The sequence below is a fragment of the Vreelandella arcis genome (assembly GCF_900103865.1).
GTDB lineage: Bacteria > Pseudomonadota > Gammaproteobacteria > Pseudomonadales > Halomonadaceae > Vreelandella > Vreelandella arcis.
This window is the reverse complement of the sequence record NZ_FNII01000007.1, coordinates 28383-40644: the sequence shown is the minus strand read 5'-3', so window position 1 is coordinate 40644 and position 12262 is coordinate 28383. Positions and strand designations below refer to the sequence as shown.

At 58.4% G+C, this 12262-nt stretch carries 8 protein-coding genes; 2 read left to right on the top strand and 6 right to left on the bottom strand.

The features are described 5' to 3' along the window. Positions 1–38 precede the first annotated feature (38 nt). Together BLR97_RS09630 and BLR97_RS09625 are read right to left on the bottom strand one after the other, a co-directional pair. A complete protein-coding gene (locus tag BLR97_RS09630) occupies positions 39–662 on the bottom strand; it encodes an L-threonylcarbamoyladenylate synthase (protein WP_089705562.1) in 624 nt (207 codons plus the stop codon). A 51-nt stretch (positions 663–713) separates the two neighbouring features. After that, positions 714–1628, bottom strand: a complete 915-nt coding sequence (locus BLR97_RS09625; RefSeq protein ID WP_089705559.1) for a PHP domain-containing protein — start codon at positions 1626–1628, stop codon at positions 714–716. Positions 1629–1765: 137 nt separating this feature from the next. Here BLR97_RS09625 and BLR97_RS09620 point away from each other — a divergent pair, with 137 nt between their 5' ends. Both BLR97_RS09620 and mnmC read left to right on the top strand, forming a co-directional pair. Then, entirely contained in the window at positions 1766–2065 is a 300-nt protein-coding gene (locus BLR97_RS09620) for a YciI family protein (protein WP_089705556.1), read from the top strand. Between the two features lie 157 nt (positions 2066–2222). Further along, on the top strand, positions 2223–4229 hold the full coding sequence (gene mnmC / locus BLR97_RS09615) for a bifunctional tRNA (5-methylaminomethyl-2-thiouridine)(34)-methyltransferase MnmC2/FAD-dependent 5-carboxymethylaminomethyl-2-thiouridine(34) oxidoreductase MnmC1 (RefSeq protein WP_089705552.1): 2007 nt from the start codon (positions 2223–2225) through the stop codon (positions 4227–4229). Between the two features lie 7 nt (positions 4230–4236). On the opposite strand, the gene BLR97_RS09610 is transcribed toward mnmC, so the two are convergent. The 4 genes from BLR97_RS09610 to smc all read right to left on the bottom strand — a co-directional run bounded on the left by BLR97_RS09610 (position 4237) and on the right by smc (position 12260). Next, positions 4237–4512, bottom strand: coding sequence for a YheU family protein (locus BLR97_RS09610; RefSeq protein ID WP_089705549.1), 276 nt, complete (start codon positions 4510–4512; stop codon positions 4237–4239). Then, positions 4509–6545 (bottom strand): NAD-dependent DNA ligase LigA, encoded by a 2037-nt coding sequence (gene ligA / locus BLR97_RS09605; protein WP_089705547.1) that lies wholly within the window; start codon positions 6543–6545, stop codon positions 4509–4511. The genes BLR97_RS09610 and ligA overlap by 4 nt, the downstream gene beginning before the upstream one ends. A gap of 112 nt (positions 6546–6657) precedes the next feature. Further along, positions 6658–8298 (bottom strand): cell division protein ZipA, encoded by a 1641-nt coding sequence (gene zipA / locus BLR97_RS09600; protein ID WP_089705545.1) that lies wholly within the window; start codon positions 8296–8298, stop codon positions 6658–6660. 470 nt (positions 8299–8768) lie between these two features. Continuing rightward, positions 8769–12260 carry a chromosome segregation protein SMC gene (gene smc / locus BLR97_RS09595; protein ID WP_089705542.1) on the bottom strand — a complete coding sequence of 1164 codons (3492 nt, stop codon included), beginning with the start codon at positions 12258–12260 and terminating at the stop codon, positions 8769–8771. Positions 12261–12262 lie beyond the last annotated feature (2 nt).

Here is a 12262-nt window from a genome sequence, read left to right as displayed (position 1 = left end):
CAAGAGACGTCAGGAAGAGCGGTCAGGTGTACAACCGCTTAAACGGTAAAGGGCGAGATATCCCCACGCCCTTCGCGGACGATTTTCGGCGGTAACTCGCGCAGGTCGATGACGCTGGTGGGGTCTAGGTGGCAGGCACCGCCATCAATGATCAGATCCAGGTGTGCGCCAAACCGCTCGCGGATGTCCTCGGCGTCGCTCATCGGCAGGTCGTCGTCTGCCGGGATGAGTGTCACGCTCATCAGTGGCTCGCCTAATGCTGCCAGTAACGCGTGGGTAATGCGATGATCCGGCACGCGCACACCGATGGAGCGACGCTTGGGGTGCAGCAGCAGGCGCGGCACTTCCGTGGTCGCTTCCAGAATAAAGGTGTAAGCACCGGGCGTGTGGGCCTTCAACAGCCGAAACACGTCGTTGTCGACTTTGGCGTAGGTGCCGATCTGGGAAAGGTCTGAACACACCAGGGTAAAGTTGTGCTTGTCGTCCAGCGAGCGCAGCCACTTAATTTTCTCGACGGCTTTTTTCTCACCCAGGTGGCAGCCCAATGCATAGCCCGAATCGGTGGGGTACGCCACCACGCCGCCTTTACGAATAATCTCGATCGCTTGGTCGATAAGACGTTTTTGCGGGTTTTCGGGGTGAATTTGGAAATATTGGCTCATAGCGTGCTCCTTCCTGTGGGCGCGTTAGTGGTTAATACCGCCTACCATAGCTTACGCAGCAGCCAGTGGCCCAGCGGGGGCGTCGTGCAGGTGGCGTAATCGGGGATGCTGCCAAATAGGCGGCGCGGCGGTGCGCGGTATCAAACTCATGCTGCCGGGGGCGGCGTGGCTGCCGGGAAAATGAAAGTCGCTGCCCATCGAGGCATATAGCTCGCGCTCCACCAGCTGGCGGGCCAGATCGCGGGTGCTATCCGGATTTTGCTGACCGCTGACCAGCTCGACCGCCTGCCCGCCGGCGGCCTGAAACGTATCCATCAACAGGCCGCGTTTGCGCCGGGTGAGCCCGTGACGCAGTGGGTGGGCCAGCACCGCAACGCCGCCCGAGGCCACCACCCAGCCCACCGCATCGCTGATTTCCGGCCAGTGGGCTTTTACATCGCCTTTTTTGCCGCTGCCCAAATAGCGTTTAAACGCTCCAGCCCAGTCGGCCACCATGCCATCGGCCACCAGTGCCCGGGCGAAATCCGGTCGCCCCAGTGGGCGGTCGCTGCCCGCCTGTTCACGGGCTTTGGCTAACGCGTCGGGCAGGCCGGCTTTTTCAAGCCGCTCGGCAATCACTTCGGCGCGTTTGATGCGCGCTTCGCGCTGGTGGGTTAAGCCATCCACCAACGGGCCTGTGAGGTCGCCCGGCATCAACGCCACCATGTGAATATTAATGCCCTGCCAGCGGGTGGATAACTCGCAGCCGGGTAACAAGCAAATGCCCGCTGCTGCTGCCGCGCGGCCCGCTTCAGCAACGCCATCCATGGTATCGTGATCGGTCAGCGCCATGTGGGTAAGTCCACGCTCTGCGCACAGCTTAACGAGCTCGGTTGGCGTCAAAGCACCGTCGGACGCCGTCGAATGCATGTGCAGGTCAACGGGGTAACGCTGATCAGTCTCAAAAGTATAAGGAAGTCGGGGCATAATGACGCCGTGTGGCGAGTTTGTCAGAATAAGGAGGCTTTATAAGCCGATATGGTGCGCGCTTCTGCGCGCGTGGTCAATTGAGCCAACCCGGCGGCCCGCTTTCGTGGCCCGTTTTCATTCAAGGAGTTATGTACATGCTGTATGCCATCATCAGTGAAGATATCGCCAACAGCCTGGAGCGCCGTTTGGCCGCCCGGCCCGACCACCTAGCCCGCTTGGAAGCCCTGCGCGACGAAGGCCGCTTAGTACTGGCAGGCCCTCACCCGTCGATTGATGCTGAGAACCCCGGCGATGCCGGCTTTAGCGGCAGCTTGGTGATTGCCGAGTTTGAGAGCCTCGAAGAGGCCAAACGCTGGGCCGACGCCGACCCTTACGTGATTGCCGGCGCCTACGCCCAGGTCACAGTCAAACCGTTCAAGAAAGTTTTGCCTTGACCTGAGTATGTGAATATGGAGGGTCCGTCGGCTTTTTCACAGAGCCTGTGGAAAACTCTGTGAAAACACGGCGGACGCATTTCGCTAAGCCAGAGATAACGCCTCAATTCACAAATTGGTCATTTTTTAACCACTTTTCGCCAACACGGATCACCGCGTGACGCAACCCCATTCTCCGCTGCCGCCGCTTGCGGCGCTAACCTCGCCGTTACTTTCCTGGAACGACGCGGCTCCCCACTCAGAGGCCTTCGATGACGTTTATTTTTCCCGGGAAGACGGCCGCGCTGAAACCGAACACGTCTTTGTAGCGGCTAACCATTTGCCTGAACGCTTTGCCGCATGGCAGCAACGGCGTGCCTTTGTGATCGGTGAAACAGGCTTTGGCACCGGGCTGAACATGCTCTGCGCTTGGGCGAGTTTTGCCAAGCATGCCCCTGCCAACGCGCGACTGCATTTGTTATCCACCGAGAAGTTTCCTCTCGACCGTGTATCGCTAGCCCGCGCATTGAGCGCTTGGCCGACACTTTCCACTTATGCACAGGTGCTTTGCGATCAGTGGCCGGAGGCGGTCAGCGGTATTCACCGCTTGCACTTGAGCGAACGTGTGACACTGGACCTGCATTTTGGCGACACCGCCGAGCGCTTGGCTCAGCTCGACGGTCAGGTGGACGCGTGGTTTTTAGACGGCTTTGCGCCTTCCAAAAACCCGGATATGTGGCAGCCTGCGCTGTTTGAGGCCATGGCCGCCCGCTCGCGCCCCGGTGCTACCTTTGCCACCTTTACCTGCGCGGGTATCGTCAAGCGCGGTTTAAAAGCCGCCGGGTTTACCTGGCAAAAGGTGCCGGGGTTTGGCCGCAAGCGGGAAATGCTGGCGGGCCATATCACCACGCCGCCCAGCGACACTCGCCGACATGCCACCCCCTGGTTTACTCCGCCACCGAGCCTCAACAATAAGCATGTGGCGGTGATTGGCGCAGGCATCGCCGGTGCCAGCGTGGCGGCGGCCTTGGCAAAACGCGGCATTCAGGTCAGCGTCATCGAACGTGAGGCGCCCGGTGCAGGCGGCTCGGGGAATCGTCAGGGCGCGCTATACGTCAAACTCGCGGCCGAGACCAACCACCAAAGCCGCTTTTATTTAGCCGGCCTAATGTACAGCCAGCGTTGGCTCAGCCAGTTGGCCACGGAGACGCCCTTGTGGCAGCCCTGTGGGGTTGTCCAGTTGGCGCTAAGCGATAAAGAAGCCCGGCGCCAGCAGCGTTTTGTGGCGCATCACCCGCTGCCGGAGGCGGTGGTCTCCGCCCAAACAGCGACGTTAAGCGAACTGGCAGGTGTGCCCATTGAGGCTAGCCATGGGCTTTTTTATCCCCAGGCGGGTTGGGTACGACCCAAAGCACTGTGCGACGCCTTGTTAGCACACCCAGCGATTAGCGTTTGCCAGGGCGAAGTAACCCAACTGCACCGCGAGGAACAGAGCTGGCAGCTTGATTTAGCCAATGGCGGGGCCGTAAGCGCCGATCAGGTAGTGATCGCCAACGCACAACTGGCCAACCAGTTTGCGCAAACCGACGAGTTACCATTACAACAGGTTCGCGGACAGGTCAGTGAAGTGACGCTACCGGACGGCCTACAAGCGCCGCAGCGTGTAGTGTGCGCGGGAGGCTATGTGTCACCACCCGTTGATGGCGTACTGACCTTTGGCGCCAGCTTTGTGCCCAATAACGCCACCAACCACGTAACCACCGAGGATCATCAGCGCAATATTGACGAACTGCGCCAAGCGCTGCCCGACTGGGTGGCCGCCCTTGAAAACGCGGGGGTAGTATTAGAGGCGAAAACGCTAGCGGGTCGCGCCGCCGTGCGCGCCGCTAGCCCCGATAAAAGCCCCTATGCGGGACCGGTACCGGTGGCTCAGGCGTGGCGTGAAGCTTATCGAGCGTTAAGCAAAGACGCTTCTAAAGTACCCGACACAATCGGCGAACATTACCCAGGCCTGTGGATATCCACCGCTCATGGCTCCCGAGGGCTTTCCAGCGCGCCACTGTGCGCCGAGGTAATTGCCTCGCGGATATGCGACGACCCGCTCCCCCTGGAGCGACCGTTGGTCGATCATCTACACCCAGGGCGGCGGATTATCAGCGCGATTATTCGGGGTGAGAACAGCTAACCAGTCGCTAAATATCGCCTTCTTCTTCATCGTCGGCGATATCCCGCCCAAAAGACCGCCACTGGGCGAGGGTCATGACTTCGGTCATTTCCAGCTCAAGGTCGTGGGCGATGATCAGCTCATTGCGCTCAAGCTGCTTTTTAAGCTCCGCGACCCAGCCGTGCATGCCCTCGCCCGTGGTATCCGTGGTGTCGTAGCCCTGGCGGGTGACAAAGGCTTCCAGCAGGGCATCGAGGGTTTCCGGCGGCAACATGCGCGCCGGCACTTCGATAAATCGGCTCATTCGCGTTGCTCCCAGGCAGCCAGGCGTTCAATAAAGCCGGTTTCATCAACCACTTCAACGCCCAGTTGCTCGGCTTTGGTAAGTTTGCTGCCGGCCGCCTCGCCCGCGACCAGGCAGGTGGTTTTTTTCGACACGCTACCGGCTACTTTAGCGCCCAAGGCCTGCAAACGGGCTTTGCCTTCGTCACGGGTCATGGTCTCAAGCGTGCCGGTCAGCACCCAGGTTTGACCATCAAGCGGCGTTGGGCCCTGGATCACCTCGCGCTCTTGCCAGGTTATTCCGGCCTCAAGTAGCGCTTGGATGGTCTCTTGGTTGTGCGGCTGGTTAAAAAACATATCGATATGGGCGGCCACAATCGGGCCGACATCGTTAACCGCTTCCAGCGCCGCTTGGTCGGCCTCTTGTAACGCTTGCAGTGTGCCAAAGTGACTGGCGAGGTTTGCCGCGGTGGCCTCGCCCACCTCGCGAATCCCCAGGGCGTAGATAAACCGCGCCAGGGTCGTGGTCTTAGCCTTTTCCAGGGCGTTAACCAGATTGGTGGCTGATTTTTCCCCCATGCGCGGCAGGCTTTTAAGCTGCTCAACGCTCAGGTGAAAGAGGTCGGCGGGGGTTTTTACCCAGTCCAGGTCGACAAGCTGCTCGATAAGCTTTTCGCCCAGGCCATCAACGTCCAGCGCTTTACGGCTGGCAAAATGTTTCAGCGCCTCTTTACGTTGAGCGGCACAATAAAGCCCCCCTGAACAGCGGGCGACGGCTTCGTCGGCTAAACGTTCGATCTCCGAGCCGCACACCGGGCAGTGATCCGGAAAAGTAATCTCTCGGGCGTCAGCGGGACGTTTCTCGGTATCCACACGCACTACCTGAGGGATCACATCACCGGCCCGGCGTATGGCCACCGTATCGCCGATCATCACGCCCAGGCGTTTAATCTCATCGGCATTATGCAGGGTGGCGTTCGACACCGTGACACCCGCCACCGTCACCGGCTCAAGCCTTGCCACAGGGGTAATCGCGCCGGTACGACCCACCTGAAACTCGACCTCGTTGAGGGTGGTAACTTCTTCCTGGGCGGGAAACTTAAACGCTACTGCCCAGCGCGGGGCACGGGCGACAAACCCCAGCTCCCGCTGATGGCGTAGGTCGTTAACTTTGATCACGACACCATCGATGTCGTAACCCAGTTGATCGCGTTTCTCGCCCAGTTGGTCGCAGTAATCGGCCACGGCCTGTGGGCCACTCATGGTGGCGAGCTCGGCGCTGGTACGAAAACCCAGGGTGGCAAGCCGCGCCATTAAGGCGCTGTGGCTGGTATCACCCTGATCTGGCTCAAGCCGCGCCGCCTGATAGGCATGAAACTCCAACGGCCGGGTGGCGGTAATGCGCGGGTCTAGCTGGCGAAGGCTACCGGCAGCGGCGTTGCGTGGGTTGGCGAAGCCTTTCAGGCCTTCGTCACGTGCCCGCTGGTTGAGGGATTCAAAGCCTTGGTGACGCATAATCACCTCGCCGCGCACCTCTAAAAGGTCGGGCACGTTGTTGCCCATTAGCTTCAAAGGCACCGAGCGCAGCGTGCGTAAGTTAGAGGTAATGCCTTCGCCGGTGCGGCCATCTCCGCGCGTCGCGCCGATGGCCAGTACGCCCTGCTCGTAAACCAGCGACACCGCAGCACCATCGAGCTTGGGCTCGCAGCTGAACTCGACGTCGTCGGCCTGGCATTCCAAACGCTCGGCAACCCGTTCGGCGAACGCATGGATATCGTCGCGGCTGAAGGCGTTATCCAACGAGAGCATCGGAATGGCGTGAGCCACCTCAGGAAAGCCGTCAGCGGGCGCTGCCCCCACTCGCTGGGTAGGCGAATCCGGTGAGATTAACGAGGGGTTTTCAGCTTCCAACTGCTTCAAGCGTTGCAGTTTACGGTCGTAGTCCGCATCGGTCAGCGTGGGTTCGTCCAGCACATAATAGCGGTAGTTGGCGTCATTAAGCGCGGCGCGTAGCTGGCTGATCTCTTCCAGCAGATGGGGGTCAGGCTGACTCATTGAAGCAGGTTCTCGTCGACAGACTAATAGCGGGAATACAAGTTAACGGTATTATTCAATAAAAAACACCCGCCCTCTGCAAGAGGACGGGTGCTGACTGACAAGCGCTATTTTAGTGGGCTTGCATATGGCGGTGCAGCCGATGCCGACGCTCGAATTCGTGGACGCGTTGGCGCGCGAATTCGATGGTTTGTGCGGTCATCACGCTATGGTTCTCATCTTTCAACTCGCCGCCCATATGGCGCACCACCACCATGGCGGTTTCCACCATGGCTTCAAACGCTGCCGAGCTGTCGTGCGCGCCGGGGAGCGGCATCAACAGCGTGATACCCGGCGTGACGAACTCATCCATTTCTTCGATGGGGAAGGTGCCGGGCTTGACCACATTGACCATGGAGAACTGCAGCTCGCTGTCGTCACTTTCTGTTTCGAAGCGATGAAAAACGCCCATGGGGCGGCTGTAGCGTAGGCCGCAAGCCATCATCAGGTCTAATAGTTTGGTGCCGTCGAAACCTTCTGGGTCGCGGGATAGTACGCTGATCACCACGACTTCTTCCGCGTTGGTTAAGGTTTCTTTGGCGTGTTCGCCGCAAACATCGTGTCGCAATGCTTTTTCTAGTGCAGGGTGAGTACGTACAACCCCTTCTGAGGCGTCAGGCTCATCGCGCAAAGTGGCTTGCGGGCTTGCGAAGTCAACGTCTTCATCAGCGGCATATTGAGCTTTTTCAGACGCTTGGGCGAGACGCTCTTCCTCGGCGGCTTGAGCGGCCAGTTCGCGAGCCTGCGCCTGCTCTTGGGCAATGCGGGCTTTTTCAGCGTCAGCGGCTTCTTTGGCCTCGCGGCGTTGTTCGGCTTCCAGCGCCTGCCGTTCAGCTTTCTGTAGTGCCAACGCTTCAGCACGGCGGGCTTTCTCGGCTTTCTTGAGCGCGCGTGCTTTGCGGTGGGCGATCATGCGCTGCTTCAGCGAACGACCGATGCCTTCAAAGTCCACCAGACGATATTCTTCTTCGTCATCATCGGGGTATTCGCCGGCAATATCGCTGCGCAGTTGACGGCGCTTGGGCGCCCCGTCTGAGGTAGCTTGCTTGGCAAACGCCGCGTCTTCAGGTTCAGCGCGTAATACCGGCGTGTCGTTTTCGTCTTCTTGAGCATGCGCTTTTTGGGCGGACGACGAGGCCGATATAACCGGCTCAACATCAGGCTCATTGTCTTGAGCTTGAGCCTTTGGCTCAGCGGCGGGGCTATCGGGCCGTGTTGCCTCAGTCACCGTATCGCTTGTGAAGGACATCGACGGCTCGTGCTTATATTTCTCTGCCTCTGGTGCAGGCATTTCCACCTCGGGGCGCTGAGTACGCATCGTTGCCGCGGTTTCGGCGGTGCGTGGGGCGGTAACATCTTCATCGCGTTCATTGCGCGGAGGGGATGACGAACTTGTCGAACCGGTACGGCGTTTAAATTCCGACAATATCTTCGACGGCCCAGGATGCTCTCGGCGTTTTAACTTTGGCTTCTGAGTAACACCGTTAGGATCGGCGGGTTTAACAACACGCGCTCCCCCATTGGGAAGCTCCCAGTTTACTTCGGCCTCTTTAGCCGCATCATCGAACTCTGTCGATCGACTGGTCGTCGTGTCGCTGACAGCTTGGTCAAGGCGCGGTACACGACGCTGACGCTGGAGTCGCCTCACCCCATCAATAACGATGAGGGATACCAACGCCAGCCCTAAAATGATTAGCCACTCTCTTAATTCCATGTTGAACATTCCATGGGTCATCTTGACGGTTGCTAAGGCGCGATGCCTGAAAATTAGCTCACTACTATTAAACCTATACTTACCCTAAGCATAGCGCGATTACTACGAAAAGGGCCACTTTTTGCTAATTTTCACGTTATCGCACATTTTTTAAGGTTATTTAAGGCAAAAATTCGACTATAAAACGAGCTAAAAGTGCCCAGTTGCCTTGTTAATAACTAACTACCCTACCCGATAGCAACATCCTTTACGTTTGAAACCCTTGTCAGGCATGCAAGCTCTGGGCTTTAAATCATACCCTGAGTGCCGAGCACAGGCGATACGTATTGCGACTTCATACACTAATAAGGGTTCAAAAACACGCGTTGCCAAGTAATATAGATAAGTTTAGTGGTTTGAGACACTTTTTTTAACTCATGAGCGTCAATTAATAAGCGATAGCCCGTTAACAAGGTTAACGGGTGCGCAGGTTAATCCACCAATGCAGAAGCCTCTTCGATGCCGACAGAGACCATTCGCGATACCCCTGGCTCTTGCATGGTAACCCCCATAAGCCGCTCGGCGGCCTCCATGGCAATTTTATTGTGGGTAATATAGATGAACTGAACGTTGTCTGACATCTCTTTAACCAGTTTGGCATAGCGCCCCACATTGGCATCGTCTAACGGCGCATCAACTTCATCCAGCATACAGAAAGGCGCGGGATTTAACTGGAAAATAGCAAATACCAATGAGAGTGCAGTGAGTGCTTTTTCTCCGCCGGATAATAAATGAATCGTCGTATTCTTTTTACCCGGTGGACGCGCCATGATGGCCACACCGGTTTCTAACAGGTCATCGCCGGTGAGTGTTAGCCAAGCCGTCCCCCCACCGAATACCCGCGGGAATAATGTTTGCAGCCCGCTATTCACTTGATCGAAGGTATCCCGGAAACGTACACGGGTTTCTTGGTCGATACGCTTGATGGCACGCTCCAGAGTTTCCAGCGCTTCGCTTAGCTCCGCATGCTGGGCTTCAAGATAGTCACGTCGCTCTGCTTGCTGGTCATACTCTTCAATCGCCGCCAAGTTAATGGCCCCTAAACGGCGGATTTTGTCTGAGGTGTTTTCTAAACGTTCCTGCCAGTCGGTTTCACTGGCATCGCTTGCCAGTTGTTCGGTTAGCGTCTCGACATCGTGGCCTAATTCGGCCAGTTGCTCGTCCTGAGTGGCGGCTTTTAAGGCCAGCGCTTGAGCATCCATACGCCGCTGCTGAAGTTGCTCGCGGCTGTGTTCCAAGTTGCGCTCGTGCTGCTGACGGGTCAGTTCGTCGTTACGTAGCTGATCAACCAACGCTTGAGTTTGTTGACGGGTGTCGTTTAAGCGTTGTTCCTGCTGTTCGCGCTGATACAACAACTCTTCAAGCTCTTCGGCGGCTAACTCGTCAGGCTCTAATAACGTTTCACGAGAGGCTTCTAACTCCTCGATCCGTTGTGCGAGACGCTCTTCACTATCGCTGCTGCGGGCCTGCTGCGAGCGCAGGCTATCTTGTTCAGCGCTGAGCCGCTCACGCTCTAGCGCCAAGGCCTGCTGGCTGGCTTTGAGCGGTGCATGCTGTTGGTTAAGACGTTCGCGCTGCTCCCGCTGGCCGCTGCGCTGCTCGGCGCTGGCGTCGCGGGCCTCGGCGGCTATTTCAAGCTGCTCCATAGCGCTATGCCAGCGGGCACGCTGCTCTTCAAGAGTAAGCGCTAACTCTTCTTCATCTTCCCGTAGCTGGTTGAGCTCTTCATCTAACTCAGTGGCCCGGTTTTCCAAGTGCTCCAGGCGCTGAGCCAGGCTTTGCTCTTTTATCGCCAGTTGCTGAAGATTGGCCGCATGGGCACGTTCTTCTTCTGCCTGCTGTTCACGAGCGCGCTCCAGTGCCTCAATCGTCTCGCTGGCGGCTTCGCACTCCTCTTCGGCCAGCGCCAGCGCGTGTTCTTCTTGCTCTCGGCTGGCGGCCAGTTCGTCGTAGCGACGCCGGGTAACCAATAGCGCATCCACGCCTTCCCCGTTGGCCTGCTGATGCAGCCAGCCACGCCCCCGCCAAACGCCGTCACGGCTGACCACGCTTTCACCGGGCGCAAGCGTGTCCAACAAGGCGTCGGCATCAGCGCCTTCCTCAACGTAGTGAATACTCGCCAACCATTCACCCAATGCACCAGCACCGCTGACCAGTGTATCCAGGCGCTGCCCGGAGGAAGACGGCGGCGATGCTTGGTCAATCAAACACCAATCGGTGGCCAGCGCTTCAGGTAGCGCCGTTAATTGATCGGCGGAGACCATGCGGGCATTAAGCCAAGGGGCAAGCAGCCAAGAAATGACACGCTCCCACCCCGGCGCAACGCTGATGGCTTCACCCAGCCGCGGCGCATCGGCTAAGCCGTGGGCGTCTAGGGTCGCGCTCAAATGAGGATCGTGATCGGCAAGCGCAGCGTCGATCAACGCCTGCAGCGAGGCAAGCTCGCCTTGGCGTTGGCTAAGGTCGGCACGCTGTTGGTCGCGGGTTTGGGTGGCCTGCTGGTAGGCGGCTTTGGCATCGCTGTAGCGTTGCTGCCATTGGTCACGCTCGGTTTGGAACGCCTCGGCGCGCTGTTCAGCTTCTTCTCGTTGCGCCTGACACTCTTCGTGCTCGCCACGTAATGCGGTCAGGTCGGCGAGATCGCCGCGCTGTTGACGGCGGCGCTGACGCTCGGCTTGTAGGCGGGCAATGCGCTGCTCTAAATCGCGTAGCTGATCCTGGCTGCGCTCGGCTTCGCGGCTGGCATCGCGCCAGCGATTATCGGCATCGGCCCACTGCTGTTCAGCGGCTTCCAGGGCAGGGCTGGCATCGGCTAGCGTTTGTTCCAGGGTTTCCAACTGCTCTTCAAGCGCTTCATGCTCGGGCAGCAATTCGTCAAGACGCTCCTCAATGGTGGCTAAGCGTTGCTGGTCGCCCTCACTCACCCGGCGCTGTTCGTCGAGATCGCGGCGTGCCGCCGCTATGTCATTGGCCAGTTGGCTCTCTCGACTGCGGCGATGGGCTTGATCCTGTTCCAGGCGGGCAATGCGCGTGGTGGTATCAAAAAACTGCTGTTGATGGCGGTCAAGTACGCCGGCCAGTTCGTCGTGTTGTTCACGGGCCTGCTCTAAACGCGTTTCACACTGGCGAACGCCAAACACGTCTTTTTCCACGGCGATTTCCAGCTCACGCACACGGCTCTCTTGGTGAGTTTGCTCCGCCCGCAGGGCTCTTCCCCTGAGCAGCGCTAGTTCGCCTTTGAGCTGAAATTCCTGCTGTTTTAACGCTTGGTAGCGTTTGGCGGCCTCGGCCTGGCGCTGTAGCCGCTCAAGCTGCTTATCCAGTTCTTCGCGGATGTCGTCAAGCCGCTCTAGGTTTTCCTGGGTACGGCGCATGCGGTTTTCGGTTTCGCGCCGGCGCTCTTTGTACTTGGAAATGCCAGCGGCTTCTTCCAAGGTGGCGCGCAGGTCGTCCGGACGGGCTTCGATCAGCCGCGAAATCATTCCCTGGCCGATAATTGCGTAGGAACGCGGGCCTAACCCGGTGCCCATAAACAGGTCGGCGATATCCCGACGGCGGCACTTTTGGCCATTAAAAAAGTAATTGGACTGACCGTCACGGGTCACCAGCCGCTTCACCGCAATTTCGGCATATTGGGCGTAAACGCCGCCCATAGCACCATCGCGGTTATCAAACTTAAGCTCGATAGAGGCTTGGCCTACCGGCTTACGACCCGTCGAGCCGTTAAAGATGACGTCGGCCATGGACTCGCCGCGCAGGGTTTTGGCCGACGATTCCCCCATGACCCAGCGTACGGCATCGATAATATTCGATTTACCGCAGCCGTTTGGCCCGACGATAGCGGTCATATTGCCGTCGAAAGGAACGGTGACCGGATCGACGAACGATTTAAACCCGACTAAACGTATCGACGTTAAACGCATTG

Excerpts from the sequence above, each read along its gene's own strand:
- BLR97_RS09630 (WP_089705562.1), bottom strand. The coding sequence starts at position 662 with ATGAGCCAATATTTCCAAATTCACCCCGAAAACCCGCAAAAACGTCTT.
- BLR97_RS09625 (WP_089705559.1), bottom strand. The coding sequence starts at position 1,628 with ATGCCCCGACTTCCTTATACTTTTGAGACTGATCAGCGTTACCCCGTT.
- BLR97_RS09620 (WP_089705556.1), top strand. The coding sequence starts at position 1,766 with ATGCTGTATGCCATCATCAGTGAAGATATCGCCAACAGCCTGGAGCGC.
- BLR97_RS09610 (WP_089705549.1), bottom strand. The coding sequence starts at position 4,512 with ATGAGCCGATTTATCGAAGTGCCGGCGCGCATGTTGCCGCCGGAAACC.
- ligA (WP_089705547.1), bottom strand. The coding sequence starts at position 6,545 with ATGAGTCAGCCTGACCCCCATCTGCTGGAAGAGATCAGCCAGCTACGC.
- zipA (WP_089705545.1), bottom strand. The coding sequence starts at position 8,298 with ATGGAATTAAGAGAGTGGCTAATCATTTTAGGGCTGGCGTTGGTATCC.
- smc (WP_089705542.1), bottom strand. The coding sequence starts at position 12,260 with ATGCGTTTAACGTCGATACGTTTAGTCGGGTTTAAATCGTTCGTCGAT.